This is a genomic window from Rhodococcus sp. I2R (assembly GCF_020889545.1).
In the GTDB taxonomy this organism is placed as follows: domain Bacteria; phylum Actinomycetota; class Actinomycetes; order Mycobacteriales; family Mycobacteriaceae; genus Rhodococcoides.
The window spans coordinates 197,501-213,737 of the sequence record NZ_JAHUTG010000003.1 but is presented as its reverse complement, the minus strand read 5'-3'; the positions used below and the strand labels follow the sequence as shown (position 1 = coordinate 213,737).

Genomic DNA, 16,237 nt, shown 5'->3' with positions numbered 1-16,237 from the left:
GATAGTCCGCGGTAGGAAAGTTACCGCGCAATATCAACAGCGAAGCGCAAGATGTCTCGTACCAAGGTGCTTACGCTGTCCGCGTCCGTCTTGCTCTTGATGCGCGCTCGATGGACGTCCACCGTCTTGACCGACATAGAGAGCATCCGTGCGATATTCTGGCTCGGCAGGCCTTCGACGACGAGGGCGAGTATTTCTCTTTCCCTCGGCGTCAGCAACGCGACCTTGCGCACGATCGATTGTCTGAGTTCGTAGGTGTGAAAGCGCTCGGCGGCTGCGTCCACACCTGCCTGAACCGCGTCGAGCAGCCGTTGTGAATCGTATGGCTTCTCGAGAAAATCCATCGCGCCGGCTTGGATAGTCGACACCGACATTCTGATATCCCCGTGTGCAGACACGAAAATGATGGCCACGTGCGGAGCCAACTGCTGCAGCTTCTCCTGCAACCGCGGGCCACTCATGTGTGGCATTCTCACATCGAGAACGATGCATGCCGGATGCGATCCGGAGTACGCCGACAAGAATTGGTCGGCGCTGTGACAGATCGTCGGTTTGATTCCGATGCTGCCGAGCAGCCAATCGACCGAGTCGCACAGCTCGGGATCGTCGTCGACGATGTAAACTCTCGCCGGTTGGACATCGCTCATGGGTGTGGACACTCCGTCATTGTCGTCCGCGATTCGCCTCGTGCTGCATCGGGAATGCTGGGGCGTTCTGGTGTTCTTGCGGTGCCGCGTCGGGCCACGATGCGTCCGCCAGCCAATAGTTCATACCGAACGAGCTGACGCGGTGCTCCCACTCCGAGGTGCGCTCGAGCGTGGGTTCCTCACGCCGAACGGATCGATCGGCGGCCTCCGGCCCATCTGCTTCGACTGTCCAGTGGACCCAGTTCAATTCGCGCCCGTGCTCGTCGTGGACGAAGAGGTCGACATGGTGCCACCGATAGTCGAACGTGTCTTCGTAGCACATCAGAAACATGCGGTGCTCGGGGTCGGTCAGCGATGTTGGCATCGTGAGGAGGGTCCTTTCGCGAGAGCTTCAAGATTCCGATGCGGTGCGCATGGCGGGTTCCAACCGAGTCGCCAGGTCCAGCAACTGCATTTCGCTGCCGGGGTACCCGATCAGTTGCAGTCCGAGCGGAAGACCTGAGGTTGTGCGAGCACCAGGGACGACCACTACTGGCGAGCCCAACAGCTGCCACGGTCGGCTGAGAATCGGAGATCCGGTGGCGCCGAGTCCGTGTGGCGCCGCCCCGAGCGCGGCCGGACCGATGACGACGGTGTCTGAGCCGAGCATTTCGCTCAGCAGAGCCCTGGACCGGTCGCGGCGGACGAGAGCTGCGTCGCGTTCGCCCGCGTCGATCCTTCGTCCGCTCTCGACGAGCGAACGCAGCGGCGCACTCAAGTGGTCCCCGTCTTTGTCGAACACCTCCCGCAGGGTCGCGGCAGCCTCGTATGACATGACGGTGATGTGGTCGTTCGCGAGAGTTCGCACATGATCGTCCCATTCGAAGGTAGCGGTTGCGATCCCGACAGTGTCGAGCAACGCAGGCAGGTCCGCGAGTAGTCGCCGCATCGAGGGCTCGACGTCGTCCATGTCGCTGCCGTCCCAGATCAGCGCACTGCCTACCGTTGTCGTCGCTGTGCTCTGTTGTGGCCCGACGAAGGCGGAGTAGGCGTAGCGCAGATCCTCACTCGATCGAGCGAGGATCCCCAGGGAGTCGAGCGATTCGCTGAGACCGGTGATTCCGCTGAGGTCTGTGGTGCCCTGTGAGAGAACGAGACCGGCGGCGCCGCAGTACGAGGCAGGTCGGGTCAACGACCCAGCAGTCTGACTTCCCAGAGCGATGGGCACGACCCCGGCACCGACCGCTGCTGCGGAGCCACTGGACGACCCGCCGGGAGTGTGCTCGGGCGAATGCGGGTTGCGGGTGGGTCCCGGAGCGAAGTAGCCGAATTCGGTCGTGACGGTCTTGCCCTGTACAACTGCCCCCAGCTCGCGAAAACGAGCGACGCACGGCGCATCGTTCGCTACCGGATCCTCGGAGGTGACCGTCGAGCCGGCGCGGGTGGGCAAGCCTTCGACATCGATGAGGTCTTTGACTCCGATCGAAATACCCTTCAGCGGTCCGACATGAGTTCCAGCCGTACGCGTGTCTGCCTGTTCCGCGACATTGTCGGTCAGCTCGACCCAGGCGTGCAGATTCGGTTCTTGTCGCACGATTGCTTCGCGGGTTTGCAGCGCGAGTTCGACCGCGGAGACCGTACCGTTCCCGACAGCGGACACCTGCTCCTGGATGGGGTGATGCCAGTACACCGAACTCACCATTCCTCCTTAGCTCCCGGACTGTCAGTATGCGCTGCCGCGATCGGAGGCGACAGTAAAGGAACCTTGCCGCAGCTGTTGGGATAGTCGCTTCCGCCCGAAAGGCGGGCACGCTGGGCGCTCGACCGGTTGCTACGGTGGCCCTGCGCGACTGCGACGACAGAGACGGAAAACGAGATGCCGAAAGTGGTCGATCACGACGAGCGACGCCGTTCCATCGTGAGGGCGGCGTGGCGTTTGATTGCCGCACGCGGGATCGACGGTGTCAACATGCGCGATCTGGCCGCCGAGGCCGGCTACACCAATGGCGCATTGAGCCGATACTTCTCCGGCAAGGACGAAATACTTCGCTTGGCATTCGAAGTCGTTCTGGAGGAGACCAACGGGCGGATAGAGCGAGCGGTCGCGAAGCAACGGGGTTTGAGTGCGCTGTACAAGATGTGTAGTGAGATCATGCCGCTGACCGAAGAAGCTCGGCTCGAAGCGCGGATCGCAATCTCGTTGTGGCAGCGCGCCATCACCGACAGCACCATGGAGTTGTCGAACAACACCGCGGTCGCACAGTGGCGTGGACGAATTGCCCAGCATCTGCGCGAAGCGGCGGAGGACGACGTGCTGCGGTATGTCGATGCCGACAAATACGCTGATCTGATCATGACAACGATGATCGGCCTCCAGGTGACCGCTGTTCTGGACCGCCCGAGAACCTCGAAGAAGAATCAGTTGGCCTTGATCGATGCGATCGTCGATGGCTGCCGCGTGAGGTCCCACACGGAATCTTGATCGCCCGGCATCAGACTTCGGACGAAAGATCACGCAGCAGAACCCGTGCAGTTCGAATTCCGGATTCGATCGCACCGTCGACCACTACTCCGTTCCATCCCTTGGCGAAGTCGGCTCCGGCGAAACGCAGGCGCGTTCGTGTGTCGTGGAATGCCGTCCACCCGTGAAAGAACTGACCTGATCTCAATGTCGCCCATGTCTGTCCGGACCATTCGTCGGCAACCCAATCATGTCCGCCGCACCCGAGCACCTCGAGTCCCGCTGCCCATACGTCGACCGCCTTCTGTGCAGATGCGATGTCGTCGAAGTCGATTGCAGTGTGGTCGGACCCGAAACCGACCAGGATGGTCGCGTTTTCATCGTCGAGGAACTTTTCGCTGCGGAGCAGCGAAATGGGGTGTTTGCCCGGCGCTCCCGCGATCACCGATTGGTGGCCGGCCACCTTGATCCAAATCTTGAAGCCCGTCGAGTTGGATCCGTCGGCAATCAAGGTCTGCTGTTCGGGTGCCAATTCCGGTTCGAACGTCACATTGCCCAGAGCCCCGATGGGAATGGTGACGACGACCGCGTCGGCCAGGACGATCCTGCCGTCCGCACAGGTCACCGTCGCAGACTGTGCGTCGTGGGCGACATGCACTACCGGGGTTTCGAGGAGGATTCTCCCACTGACATCCGAGGCGAGGGCTTCGTACAGTCCTCGCATGCCGGCTGTCAGCTTGTACCGCAGCGTCTGCTCGTCCATGAGCGCACTGCGGTGGTCACTCAACGAGGCCCAGTGCTTCGCCATCAACGGCGACGCGGTTGCCGTGGAACCTTGATATCCCGCCGACCAGTACGAGTCTGCCAAGTCGATCTGTTCCTGCGTGTACGTCCCGTCGCGTAGGCAGTCGAGAACGCTGCCGGTGTCGGCGGCGAGAAAACGTTCGCGTAGTGCCGCACTCGTACTCGGATCGTTCAGGATCGACAATGGATCATGCGGGTAGGGGAAGAACTCTCGTGACCCCTCGAAGATCTTCTCTTGAAGCGTGCCGAGCGCCACGTCGAGATCGTGTTCGGTCCCTGTGTGCACTGTCCCTTCGCTGACCCAGTACGCGGTCTCGATATCGGGGCTCGGGTGGATATGTTGCGCGTATCGGGTGATCTCGGTCCAGACGAACGGCTGCATCCAGTGCACCCACGTGGCACCCATCTCCAGTTGGTGTCCGCCCAGACGGGTATCGGTCCAGGCGCGGCCTCCGATGCGGTCCCGTGCCTCGAGCACCGTCACTTCAGCGCCAGCGTTTTCGAGTTCTCTGGCCGCGGTGAGGCCCGCGAAGCCTGCGCCGACGACCACGACGCGTGTGCGACGAGGTTGCTGCTCTTCGTTCCACAACGGTCGATCGAACTGCTCGTTCATGATGACAACTTTCTGTTGGGCGCAATACGAATGTCGATGTCAGTGTTGGGCGAGCCTGCCGCGAATTCTGGGCAGGACTTCGCCGCGCAGCAGGCGAAGCCCGCCGTTGACGATCGTGATCGCACCGAGGTACAGCTTGATCGGGTCGACGTTCTCGTTCCGGCTCGGAGGTCACGCCGGGGCGACACCATGACGGGATGTGCGCTGCCACCGGCCATACGCGAGGCCGGCAGTGGCACTTCTCGACCTCGGACCGAGATGACGTCCGAGGTCGGGATTCTGGCTTTGAGGCATGGGCAATCACACATGTAAGTCAACGGTTGTTGATTAAAAATGACGGATGTCTGTTGCCGATCCGGTTCGGCTCGGCAAAGGGACAGTCGTATTCCAGCCATTGCGCCCCGATTGCATTCGGGACGGGTGTAGGGCCTGTCGAATGGCTGCCGACCGGCAGGAACAACTGTGCGCCACATCACGGTTTATGTCAACACTTGTAGTTTTAAAACAGACACGGTGGAGCTTTCGTGTCTCTGCTTCGACGTTGCTTCGCGACCGCGCGACTCAGGCCTGATAGATCGAGTCTTCACCCAGACCGTCGGCGGCAGCCGAGGTAGCCGCGCCGGAAACTATGAGCAGCGACCAGGATCAGCTCTCGTCATCACCGCGACGAGGCACAGTTTCTTGAACTGGTCTCGGTAGCCGGCGGGTAGGTTCTTGGTCGGTTCGGGTGTGCCGACGTTCTCCGAGTTCATCAACTGCAGTGCTGCCCCGTCGTTGTACACCGAGATATCCACCGGTTGTCCGGCCTGAAACCGAATGGCAGCATCGAACACCATCCAGCTGATCAACGGAATTGGCATACTTGTTGCAGCGGCAAGCTCACCGTTGACGATGTCGATCGTGTTCAACTGTGCCGCGAGGTGATCGATTCGTCGAAACCGCACAGGTGCCCGTCCGGCGCCCCTGAGGACTCATGTCTGGGGGCACAGCCCTTGCCGCGTCCGGTTCCAGAACGGGAACAGTTGCGGACTGGTTGCCTCGGGGTGCTCGCGCCGGGCGAGGGTCTCGAATTCCAGGGCTGTTTTGCCGGCAGTGCGGGCGAGCCCGCATGCTTGCAGGCTGAGCTTGGCCGAGGCCGCGAACCCGATTTCGGTGGCGTAGGGGCCCAGCGGGCTCGACTCGATAAAGGATTCGAGTTCGTTGCCCCACCGGTTGTACTCGGACTGGAGACTGTAGTCGCACGCCTGCCCGAAGAGCATGCTGCACGTCGTCGGCTGGCCGTGGATCATGAACGTCTCGTCGGCGAGCGGACGTGGTGTGGTGTCTCGGAAGGAGCTCAACGCCACGAGGAACCCGACGACCGCGAGCGTGCACAAGGTGACGATGATCAGCACGTACAGAATACGTTTCATTTACCCGCACCGTCCGGTTGTGGATATTTCGAGACCGTATATCCATCCATCCTGCCGGATCGGGGAGCGGTGCGGACGAAATCGGGGCTATCGGCGGGTTCGAATCCCGTTGCCCGTCGCACCGGCATTCACCGGATGTCACAGAGCCGGGCGCGGCACTCCAGTTGGGGTGTAGCGTCGACACCGTTGGAAAGCACAACCAGTCCGGTATGAGAGTGGCTGCGCCGCAGCCTGTCATAGAGCCCTCGCACACGGCCGAACACGTCAGTGACCACCGCACCCCCGGGAACCATAATGACCACCGCAGCCCCGCATCGGACGCCGCAGCCGCCCGCCCTGGGGTACGCCCTGCTGTGGGCGTTGCTCAGCGGCCGCGTCGAACTCCTCGCCGACCGCATCCTCGACCCGGCGTCGGCATGACATGAAGAATCCGGTAGACGTCAACGAGAGGACCGACCAGTGCCCGCGCACGTAAGCAGTCACCATCGCCAGACCATCGACAGGGTTTTCCAGCACCCGACCGGTGGCAACATCGAGTGGCGTCAGGTCCTGTCCCTCCTCCAGGCTCTCGGCACCGTAACCGAGGAGCACAACGGCAAGTTCACCGTTGCCCTAGGACCCGACGCAGAAGTCTTCGAGGCTCCGCGTGGCAAAGACATCGACGTGCAGCAAACCGTTGACCTGCGCCGGATGCTCCGACAGGCCGGGTACGCGCCGGACGACGGAACACCCAGCTAGAGAGTGTGTTGGTGACGAGGCGGGCAACATATCAGTGACGAATCGGAGGCCGGATATGCCCGAGGCAGATGTCGTGACGGCAGCGGTGCAGTTGGCGTGTCGCGCCCCGTCTGTGCACAACAGCCAGCCCTGGCGGTGGGTCGCTGATAGCGGCGGGCTCAACCTGTTCGTCGATCCGAGTCGATGGGCTCGCGCAACGGACTATTCGGGCCGGGAGGCGCTGATCAGTTGTGGCGCCCTGCTCGACCATTTCCGTGTCGCGATGCAGGCAGCGGGGTGGACAATCAATGTCGACCGGTTCCCCAATCCCAACAATCTGAACCATGTAGCTGCAATCAGTTTCACTCCCTCGGGCTTCGTCACCGACGGTCACCGTGCTCGCGCCGCCGCAATCGAGCGGCGCAGAACCGACCGGCTCCCGTTCGCTGCACCGACGGACTGGGAACAGTTCGAGCCCATGGTTCGGAGCACATTCTCCGATCGTGACGCCCACCTGGACGTCGTTCCAGACGATGGCCGTCACAAGTTGGCCGATGCCGCCCGACTCAGTGAGTCTCTGCGGCAGTACGACTCGTCCTACCACGCCGAACTGGATTGGTGGACTGCACCTTCCGAGGCAACCGAAGGCATCCCCTACAGCTCGCTGGCATCCGCCACCGAGCGCCAGCACGTCGATGTGGCGCGCGCATTCCCGGTCGGCGACGACAGTCAGCGGCGCCCGAGCATCACAGCGGACCGCTCCACGATTCTGGTGCTTTCCACCGATGACAACACCGGCGGCGATGCGGTGCGCTGCGGCGAAGTGCTCTCGACCGTGCTGTTGGAGTGCACCATGGCCGGCATGGCCACCTGCACTCTGACCAACATCACCGAATCTCCGGGCGGCCGCGAGGTCATCGCCGCCCTGATTGGCCGGACGTCTTATCCCCAGCTGTTGATTCGGGTCGGTCTGACCCCCCAAGCAGAACCTGAGCCTGCGATGACGCCGCGGCGCCCGCTGCGCGAGGTCTTAGAACCTGCAACATAGTCCTGGATGACCTATCTCCCGTGAGCGACTTGCCGGCAGTCTGCGCGAGCGGGCGTGGCAGTTTTCATATTGCGTTTCATATTGCGTACAACCGATAGCCGGCCCAACCTGCGCGGTCGTCGAGCGCAGTGGGATCGATGAACGTCGCCGTGGCCCACACGTCGGCCCACACGAGGTCAGGGCCGGTGACAGTGGCGGATCCCGGATGCTCGACTCCTCGTCCGGTGCGGGGATCGATGATATGCGCGCCCGCGCAGTTGCGCTCGACGTCGCGAGCGCACCGTCGACTACCGGGATCACCTGGGCGATACGTGATCGGTCCGCGGGGTCCTCGATACCGATGTTCCACGGACGGGCGAGTTCGGCCGAGTGCTTGCCGAGTCCGCACACCACGTCTCCGCCGGCGTTGATCGACAATGTCACCTGCTCGAGCGCTCGCAGGCTGTCAGCGGCTGTTCCAACGGCCCACCCTTTGACGAGTCCGGTGCGGTCCCATCCCGCTGCCCCGCTGGGGCCAACGATGGCATTGCGGGTCAAATATTCGAGGAGCGCGAATTCCTTGACCGTAAGCCGAATTTCGGTTCCATTGCAAGCTGCCCGCCTCAGTGCCGGGTCGACGGTGAGGCTACCGACGGACAGAATCGCGGGTCGCTCGGGTGCGCCTCGGCGTACGAGAGCGCGCAGACGTGCTCGCAGAACCGTGAACGAGAACGGTTTGGTCATGTAGTCGTCAGCGCCCAGATCGAACGCGTCGGTCTGGTCGTAGTCTCCGTCCTTGGCCGTCAACATCATCTCCAGTGTCCAGATCTTTCTCTCGCGCAATCGGGGCAGTACTTCGTAGCCGTTCAGACCCGGCATCATGATGTCGTCTTCCACAACCTCCCTGCGAAGAACACCTAGGTCAGGCCTAGGGGTAGCCCTGGTGTGATTGACACCACTAAGTGCGACTGTCGTGTCAGCGACAACACTTATGGAGGAACTCGATGACCGAGATCTTGGATCACCTACAGGCGACGCTCGACAATGCCGTCGTCGACGACGCCGAGGCCGGTGTGTACCGAGCGAATCGCAGCATCTTCACGGACGAAGAAGTATTCGAACTGGAGATGAAGCACATCTTCGAGGGCAACTGGATCTACCTCGCTCACGAAAGCCAGCTGCCGAACAACGGTGACTACTTCACCGTGTACATGGGTCGCCAGCCGGTGGTGATCACGCGCGACAAGGATGGGGGACTGCACTGCCTCATCAACGCGTGCGCCCACCGCGGCGCCATGATCTGTCGGCGCAAGACCGACAACCGCACCACCCTTACGTGCCCGTTCCACGGCTGGACGTTCCGCAACGACGGGACCCTGCTGAAGGTCAAGGACCCAGAGGGCGCTGGCTACCCGGATACATTCGACGTCGACGGTTCGCACAACCTGACCAAGGTCCCACGCTTCGAGAGCTACCGTGGCTTCCTGTTCGGTAGTTTGAACGACGATGTGTCTTCACTCGCCGAGCACCTCGGTGATTCGACCAAGGTCATCGACATGCTCGTCGATCAGTCACCGGACGGGCTCGAGGTACTGCGCGGTGCGTCCACATACACCTTCGACGGCAACTGGAAGGTGCAAGCGGAGAACGGCGCCGACGGCTACCACGTGACCGCGACGCACTGGAACTACGCAGCGACCACCTCACGTCGAAACAACGGTGAATCGAAGAACACCACCAAAGCGCTCGACGCCGGTGGCTGGGGCAAGTCCGGCGGCGGATACTGGTCGTACCCCAACGGTCATCTGTGCCTGTGGACCTGGGCTGCCAACCCTGAGGACCGGCCGCTGTGGGATCAGATGGACAAGCTCAAAGCCCAGTTCGGCGACGCCAAGGGTGAGTTCATGGTCAAGGGTTCGCGCAACCTGTGCCTGTACCCGAACGTCTACCTGATGGATCAATTCAGCACCCAGATCCGGCATTTCCGCCCGATCGCGCCGAACCAGACCGAAGTGACCATCTACTGCATCGCGCCGAAGGGTGAGAGCAAAGAGGCTCGCTCACACCGGATTCGGCAGTACGAGGACTTCTTCAACGCGTCGGGAATGGCTACGCCGGACGACCTCGAAGAGTTCCGTTCGTGCCAGCTGACCTTCCAAGCGACCAACGCGCCGTGGAACGACATGAGCCGCGGTGCCGAGCACTGGCTCACCGGACCCGACCCGGTAGCCGAGGCACTCGACATGCACGGAGTCATCTCGGCGGGAGTCAGGAACGAGGACGAAGGACTGTTTCCTGTGCAGCACGGTTACTGGCGCCGAACGCTTCTCGACGCCGTCGAGCGTCAACGCACATCGGACGCCGCTCGCTCGACGAAGGTGAAGGAGGCCCGAGCATGACTGCCTCCACCACCAGCAGGGAAGCCTCTGTGACCACCGCAGCTACGCGGGTCATCGACCAGACTGCGATCGAACAGTTCCTGTACCGCGAAGCGCGCTACCTCGACGATCGCGAATTCGAGAAGTGGCTCACCTGCTACGCAGACGACGTCGAGTACTGGATGCCCAGTTGGGGCGACGACGATCTACTCACCGAGGATCCGCAGACCGACATCTCGTTGATCTACTACGAGAACAAGGGTGGGCTCGAGGATCGAGTGTTCCGCATCCGAACCGAACGTTCGAGCGCGACGTCCATCCCGGAACCACGGACCAGCCACAACATCAACAACGTCGAGGTGATCGAGCGCCGCGGTGACATCGTGGACGTTCGTTTCAACTGGCACACGATGTACTTCCGCTACAAGACCGTGGACCCCTATTACGGGACCTCGTTCTACACAATCGACTTTTCCGGTGAAACCCCACTCATTCGGCGAAAGACAGTGGTGCTCAAGAACGATTACATCCACCACGTCGTCGACATCTATCACTTCTGACTTCAGAGGGAGTCTTTTCACATGAGTCATCGCGTAGCACTGTCCTTCGAAGACGGTGTGACCCGATTCATCGACTGCGACGACGATCAGACCGTTGCCGACGCTGCCTACAGGTCACGCATCAACATCCCGCTCGACTGCCGTGACGGCGCCTGCGGAACCTGCAAAGCAGTGTGCGAATCGGGTGAGTACGACGGTGGCAACTACATCGACGATGCCCTGACGGAACTCGAAGCAGACCAGGGGTATTGCCTTCCGTGCAGCATGAGCCCGAAATCGGATCTCGTCCTGCAGATTGCGAGCACGTCGGCTGTCGCGAAGACGAAGGCAGCATCACACACGACGACGGTGACGGCCATCGAAAAACTGTCATCCACCACGGTCCGTCTCGCGGTACAGGCGCCCGTAGGCGGATTGACGTTCCTGCCAGGCCAGTACGTCAATATCTCCGTGCCCGGCAGTGGGGACACTCGGTCGTATTCGTTCAGCACGGCACCCGACTCCGACCAGTTCGAGTTTCTCGTCAAATTGACCCCCGGTGGGCTGATGTCGAGCTACCTCTCCGAGCACGCCTGCGTGGGCGAGGAGATCACCTTCACCGGCCCGCACGGGAGCTTCTTTCTCCGGGAGGCCGAGCGGCCGGCATTGTTGCTCGCGGGCGGTACTGGATTGGCCCCGATCCTGTCGATCCTGCGCAAGCTGAACAACGAATCCAGCACGCGGCCCGTGCATCTCGTCTACGGCGCGAGCACGGACGAGGATGTGGTCGAACTACAGGCCCTGGCCGGACTGGCCGAGACGCTCGACTCGTTCACATGGGACTACGTCGTCAGCGATCCGGACTCCTCCGCGCCCAACAAGGGGTACGTCACCAGTCTCATCGAACCGAAGCATCTGAACGACGGCGACGTGGCTGTCTATCTCTGCGGGCCACCGCCGATGGTCGAAGCCGTCCGCAGCTACTTCGTCGACGAAGGCGTCGAACCGACAGGCTTCTACTACGAGAAGTTCGCGCCCTCTTCGCCTCCGACAACGCAGTCGAAGACAGCCGCCCAACCGGGCGTGGCAACCACCGAGCCGGACGTGGAAACCGATCAGCCGATCGAGGATGAACAGCGCAGGACACTCGAACCCGTCGGTTCTGCATCGCGAACTTTCCTCGGCCGCGTCATCTTCGATCGACGTGATCACGCGGCACTGGGGACGGTTGGAAATCCGGTCACGCGCAGCGAAGAACTGCAGACCATGCGCGCAATCGCCGGTCAACGTGTCGCCGGACCCGGTTCGCAGGCAGAGCCCATTCCTCTCGACCAGTACGGTGCATCGTTCGAGAATCCCGATGCGCGTTCCGTAGCGGGGCAGAGGATTTGGGCCGATCGAGAGATCGAACCCCTGGTGGATCGCAGTCCGACGCCGGATGCGGTCACGCCAGCCGACGTGCAGGGCCCGGACGGATACGAGATCGGCGAGGAGCACCCGTCGGTGCACGAATCCGACGCCGTGTTCGAAGCCCGCAGAGCCCTCGAACTGGGCGCCCTGGAACTGGTGATCGGCAGGCTGACCTCGCCGCAGATCGCTGGGTATCGGCTTCTGGCCGAGACCACGACGCGCTACGTCGAGGGCGATCGCTTCCTCGACGCGGCGGCGTACACCGAGACCAACGCGGCTTTTCACGACTACCTTTTCACCCAGACCGGCAACGAACATCTACTGCGGGCGTATCAAGCGCTCGGCGTGAAGGCGGCGATGGAAGAAGCGTTGCGGAATGCGACGTGGTGCGACCCGCTCTGTGCCCAGGACCACCTCGACATCGTCGACGCCTTCGAGGCCGGCGACCGCAAACAAGCGCGGGTGCTGATCGCCGAGCACGCGGAACGGTCCAAGGTCACGATGAAACGGGCGATGCATGAGACGGCGACGGCGAAGCGTCCCAAGTTCGTCTCTCCCGGTCGATTCACCGGAAAATCGGTTCTCATAACCGGCGCGGCGCAGGGTATCGGCGAAACTGTCGCTCGACGAATCGCGGCGGAAGGAGGCGCGCTGATTCTGGCCGACAGGTCCGAACTCGTAGAATCCTTGGCCGAGGAATTGGGTCGAGACGGTGCCCCGGTAACCAGCGTGCTCGCCGACCTGGAGACGTGGGAAGGTGCTGGCGCTGCCGTCGAGTCCGCCCTGGCGGCGCGCGGGCGAGTCGACGTCGCGATTCACGTCGTGGGAGGCACCATCTGGGCGAAACCGTTTGCGGAGTACCCGCCGGATCAGATCCAGAAGGAAATTTCGAGGTCTCTGTTCCCAACTCTGTGGTCGTGTCGAGCGGTGATCGGTCACATGATCGAGCGTGGTCGAGGCACCATCGTCAACGTCTCCTCCGTCGCGACTCGCGGTGTGCACCGCGTGCCGTACGCCGCCGCCAAAGGTGGCGTCAACGCCATCACTACTGCACTCGCATTGGAGGCTGCACCGCACGGAGTGCGTGTGGTCGCCACAGCACCGGGCGGGACCGAAGCTCCACCGCGGCGGGTTGCCCGGGGACCGGCGCCGTCCACCGACGAGGAACAGGGTTGGTACCAAGCCATCGTCGATCAGACGGTCGATTCCTCGCTGCTGGGCCGATACGGCACACTCGACGAACAGGCGGCGGCCATCTGTTTCCTGGCTTCGGACGAGGCGTCGTATATCACCGGAACCATCCTGCCGGTTGCTGGCGGAGACCTCGGCTGAGCAGGCCCACCGCCGTGCCCGCGTTCTTCCGATCGCAAGACTGGCTTCAGCGCGGTGACTACCGTGAGGGGGTGAGCGAGCGGGCGTTGCTGGTTGGGCGCGGCGGGCAGCTGAACCGGCTGGTCGCTGCGGTCTCCGGCATGTCGGAGCACGGTTCGGTGTTCGTGGTTGTCGACGGACCCGAGGGCGTCGGCCGAACCGCATTGCTGGACGCACTGGCAGAACGTCTGAAGGCAGCCGGGGTTTCGGAGGCAACAGGGGTTTCCGGGGCAACAGGGTCGCCTCGGGTGCTGCAGGTGCGCGGTGTCCCGTGGGAGTCCTCCATTCCTCTCGGGATTCTCGGACAACTGGTCTTTGACGGTGAGGTGCGAGCCCTCTCCGGTGCCCAAGCCGCGACGGCCTCGCGGATCGTTTCCTCCCTGCTCGAGCCTTCGGAAGACAGATCACAGTCGACGGTGGTGTTGGTCGACGACGCCCAGGATGTCGATCCTGGCTCGCTGCGAGCACTCGCAACGGCCGTGCGGCACAACAGGGGAGCGCGCTTGGCGGTCATCTGTGCACGCCGACAGCGACCTGCCGGCGATGCGGAGGCACACCAGGTTCTCGATGTCGCCGCGGATCACCGGGTGAGTATGGCGCCGTTGTCGATTGCATCGATCGCGGAGTTGGCAGAGCTGCGCGGAATAGCGCTCTCGGCGTCGTCGGTAGGTGAGCTTGCCCGCCATACCGGTGGACTACCGAAGCATGTCTCTGCGCTGTTGGACGAATTGCCGCGTGAGGTATGGCGTGGCGTTCGACCGCAATTGCCGCCGCCAGGTTTCGTAGACGAGACCGTCCGCGCCGGACTCGCCGAGTGCGACACCCTCGCTCGCCGACTGGTACAGACGATCGCGGTTCTCGGCTCCGCTCAACCGCTGCCGATCGTGTGCTCGATCGCGAACATCGAAGATCCCTGGACGGCGATCGACGCCGCGGAGCGGCGCGACCTGGTGACGGTACAGCACAATTCGTCCGCGGTCGTTCTCGATGCACCGGATCCCATGGTTCGGGCCGCGATTCTCGCAACGATGAGTCGTTCGCTGCGTGCTCAGTTGCACAGAGAGGCAGCGCTCGTCCTGACGGACCGCGCCGATGTCCTCACCCACGTCGCCGCCGCAGACCCACTCCCCGGCGCCGAGATGAGCGAACAACTCGCCGATCTCGCCGGTGAGCGCTCGGCCCGTGGCCAATGGGCAACAGCGGCACAGCTGTTCGAGCTGTCCAGCCGAACGGCAGTGGAGCCGACTTGTCGCGACGACATGATCATCCGCGCAGTCGACGCACTCATCGGCGCGGGCGATGTACGGACGGCAGCAGGACATATCGCCGAGATCGAGAGCCTTCGCGAGACTCCGATGCGAAATTCCGTCCTCGGATACCTGGCGATCCTTCGTGGGAGACCCCACGAGGCCGACGCTCGACTTGCCCGTGCGTGGCAGCTGGTGCGAATTGAGCATGAGCCCGAGATCGCAGCGGTGATCTGTCACCGTCAGGTGCTACACAATCTCGCTCGATGCGATGGCGCGGCCTTGGTCGAGTGGGCCGACCGGGCAGTCGAGTTGGTCGGTGCAGACCACGCGACGGCGGTCGAGGCTCAGGCGATTCGGGGGCTCGGGCTCGGCGGTACCGGCCGAGTTGCCGAGGCGCTCGAGAGCTACCGCGATCTCTGGGGGCACGCCGGCACGGGAGCAGTGGGACAGCGCGTTCAAATGGGCGCGGGATGGCTGCATCTCGCCACGGACCACGTGGAATTGGCTCGTGCAGAACTGGAGTCGGCGTCCCGGACGGACTTTCTCGGTGGTTCCACCCGGATCTCGCTGTGGGCCCTCGCGTGGCTCGCCCGCACCTATTTCGCAACGGGGGATTGGGATGCGGCTCTGCGAACCGTCGGTGACGGAGCAGAGTTGGTGGACAGGTCCGGTGCGGCACTGATCGTGCCACTTCTGCAGTGGACCGCCACACAGATCCACGCGTTGCGCGGCGATTGGGAGTTGGCGGTGAACAGTGCGCGCCGCGGCGACGCAGGGGCGAGGGACTACGAGATCATGCGTGTTCCTGCAGCCTTGGCGCATGCAGCGGTAGCGGAGGCGCGCGCCGACTACTCCGCCGTGCTGCGAGCGCTGGCGCCGCTCACTGACCCGTGGGCACGTAACGACGTGTCCGAGCCGGGGTTCTGGCCATGGGCGGATGTGTACGCCAATGCACTCGTCGTCGAGGGGCGCCTACAGGAAGCCGGAGAATTTCTGGCTGAACACGAGGAGCGAGTTGCTGCCCGAGGCCACAAGTCCGGTGCCGCAAGGCTTGCCTGTGCCCGTGGGCGGCTGCACGGCGCCTTGGGTGACCTCGAGTCGGCACGCGCATCCTTCGACTACGCGCTGGCATTGCTCGCACCGCTTCCATTGGTCTACGACCGTGCTCGCGTCAATTTCGCCTACGGTCAGACGCTACGACGGGCAGGCAAGCGTCGCGAAGCAGACAGCCTGATCTCGGCGGCCCGCGACGGCTATCTGTCGATCGGTGCTACGGCCTACGTTCGGCGATGTGACCGCGAATTGAAAGCCGGCGGGGTACATGCAGTTCTCAAGGATCGCGCGAGCGACACCCTCACGCCGCAGGAGGAAGCAGTCGCAGGCCTGGTCGCCACGGGGATGACGAACCGGGAAGTCGCTGCCGAGCTGTTTCTGTCGGTCAAGACAGTGCAGTTCCACTTGACGCGGGTGTATGCAAAGCTCGGAATCCGTTCTCGCGCGGAACTCGCCGCGGCCAAGGGGCGCGAGTGAGGTGTAGTTCGACCGCACCCTGGGTCAGGGTTGGGTAAACATCTAGTGTGATCCAGGTCAATTCCAGTCAGGATCGAGAGGCCCGTCACAGCTACCGGC

The 16,237-nt window shown here is 62.9% G+C and carries 15 protein-coding genes and 2 pseudogenes; 8 read left to right on the top strand and 9 right to left on the bottom strand.

Annotation, left to right across the window (positions count from 1 at the left end):
- Positions 1 to 20: 20 nt before the first annotated feature.
- From KVY23_RS04205 to KVY23_RS04195, 3 genes are read right to left on the bottom strand one after another with little or no spacing between them, the layout of a single operon-like run.
- A complete protein-coding gene (locus KVY23_RS04205; protein ID WP_230555423.1) occupies positions 21 to 647 on the bottom strand; it encodes a response regulator transcription factor in 627 nt (208 codons plus the stop codon).
- 16 nt (positions 648 to 663) lie between these two features.
- Positions 664 to 1,011 (bottom strand): hypothetical protein, encoded by a 348-nt coding sequence (locus KVY23_RS04200; RefSeq protein ID WP_230555422.1) that lies wholly within the window; start codon positions 1,009 to 1,011, stop codon positions 664 to 666.
- A 27-nt stretch (positions 1,012 to 1,038) separates the two neighbouring features.
- Positions 1,039 to 2,325 (bottom strand): amidase, encoded by a 1,287-nt coding sequence (locus KVY23_RS04195; protein WP_230555421.1) that lies wholly within the window; start codon positions 2,323 to 2,325, stop codon positions 1,039 to 1,041.
- 177 nt (positions 2,326 to 2,502) lie between these two features.
- On the opposite strand from KVY23_RS04195, the gene KVY23_RS04190 reads away from it, so the two are divergent.
- Positions 2,503 to 3,108: a TetR/AcrR family transcriptional regulator gene (locus KVY23_RS04190; protein WP_230555420.1), complete on the top strand. Its 606-nt coding sequence runs from the start codon at positions 2,503 to 2,505 to the stop codon at positions 3,106 to 3,108.
- 10 nt (positions 3,109 to 3,118) lie between these two features.
- On the opposite strand, the gene KVY23_RS04185 is transcribed toward KVY23_RS04190, so the two are convergent.
- From KVY23_RS04185 to KVY23_RS04175, 3 genes are all read right to left on the bottom strand, one after another.
- Positions 3,119 to 4,504 (bottom strand): NAD(P)/FAD-dependent oxidoreductase, encoded by a 1,386-nt coding sequence (locus KVY23_RS04185; protein WP_230555419.1) that lies wholly within the window; start codon positions 4,502 to 4,504, stop codon positions 3,119 to 3,121.
- Positions 4,505 to 5,130: 626 nt separating this feature from the next.
- Complete coding sequence (locus KVY23_RS04180; protein WP_230555418.1) at positions 5,131 to 5,448, bottom strand: hypothetical protein; 318 nt, start codon at positions 5,446 to 5,448, stop codon at positions 5,131 to 5,133.
- Positions 5,449 to 5,475: 27 nt separating this feature from the next.
- Positions 5,476 to 5,916, bottom strand: a complete 441-nt coding sequence (locus KVY23_RS04175; protein ID WP_230555417.1) for a hypothetical protein — start codon at positions 5,914 to 5,916, stop codon at positions 5,476 to 5,478.
- 294 nt (positions 5,917 to 6,210) lie between these two features.
- Here KVY23_RS04175 and KVY23_RS24860 point away from each other — a divergent pair, with 294 nt between their 5' ends.
- From KVY23_RS24860 to KVY23_RS04165, 3 genes are read left to right on the top strand one after another with little or no spacing between them, the layout of a single operon-like run.
- Positions 6,211 to 6,336: a hypothetical protein gene (locus KVY23_RS24860; protein WP_268994708.1), complete on the top strand. Its 126-nt coding sequence runs from the start codon at positions 6,211 to 6,213 to the stop codon at positions 6,334 to 6,336.
- 39 nt (positions 6,337 to 6,375) lie between these two features.
- The gene (locus KVY23_RS04170; protein WP_230555416.1) at positions 6,376 to 6,654 is read left to right on the top strand and encodes a hypothetical protein; all 279 of its coding nucleotides are present in this window, start codon (positions 6,376 to 6,378) and stop codon (positions 6,652 to 6,654) included.
- Between the two features lie 55 nt (positions 6,655 to 6,709).
- Entirely contained in the window at positions 6,710 to 7,681 is a 972-nt protein-coding gene (locus KVY23_RS04165) for an NAD(P)H nitroreductase (protein ID WP_230555415.1), read from the top strand.
- Positions 7,682 to 7,757: 76 nt separating this feature from the next.
- On the opposite strand, the gene KVY23_RS25245 is transcribed toward KVY23_RS04165, so the two are convergent.
- From KVY23_RS25245 to KVY23_RS25235, 3 genes and pseudogenes are all read right to left on the bottom strand, one after another.
- Positions 7,758 to 8,030: an FAD:protein FMN transferase gene (locus tag KVY23_RS25245; protein ID WP_366525961.1), complete on the bottom strand. Its 273-nt coding sequence runs from the start codon at positions 8,028 to 8,030 to the stop codon at positions 7,758 to 7,760.
- A pseudogene (locus KVY23_RS25240) lies at positions 7,991 to 8,218 on the bottom strand (FAD:protein FMN transferase); the annotation flags it as partial. The pseudogene KVY23_RS25240 and the gene KVY23_RS25245, both read right to left, overlap by 40 nt.
- Positions 8,207 to 8,563, bottom strand: a pseudogene (locus KVY23_RS25235) (response regulator transcription factor); the annotation flags it as partial. The pseudogenes KVY23_RS25235 and KVY23_RS25240, both read right to left, overlap by 12 nt.
- Before the next feature lie 101 nt (positions 8,564 to 8,664).
- Here KVY23_RS25235 and benA point away from each other — a divergent pair.
- The 4 genes from benA (at position 8,665) to KVY23_RS04135 (ending at position 16,138) form a co-directional block, all read left to right on the top strand.
- Positions 8,665 to 10,059, top strand: coding sequence for a benzoate 1,2-dioxygenase large subunit (gene benA, locus KVY23_RS04150; RefSeq protein ID WP_075838239.1), 1,395 nt, complete (start codon positions 8,665 to 8,667; stop codon positions 10,057 to 10,059).
- Positions 10,056 to 10,598, top strand: a complete 543-nt coding sequence (benB, locus tag KVY23_RS04145) for a benzoate 1,2-dioxygenase small subunit (RefSeq protein ID WP_230555414.1) — start codon at positions 10,056 to 10,058, stop codon at positions 10,596 to 10,598. The genes benA and benB overlap by 4 nt, the downstream gene beginning before the upstream one ends.
- Before the next feature lie 21 nt (positions 10,599 to 10,619).
- Positions 10,620 to 13,319: a benzoate 1,2-dioxygenase electron transfer component BenC gene (gene benC / locus KVY23_RS04140; RefSeq protein ID WP_230555413.1), complete on the top strand. Its 2,700-nt coding sequence runs from the start codon at positions 10,620 to 10,622 to the stop codon at positions 13,317 to 13,319.
- A gap of 71 nt (positions 13,320 to 13,390) precedes the next feature.
- A complete protein-coding gene (locus KVY23_RS04135) occupies positions 13,391 to 16,138 on the top strand; it encodes a LuxR C-terminal-related transcriptional regulator (protein ID WP_230555412.1) in 2,748 nt (915 codons plus the stop codon).
- Positions 16,139 to 16,237: the final 99 nt, after the last annotated feature.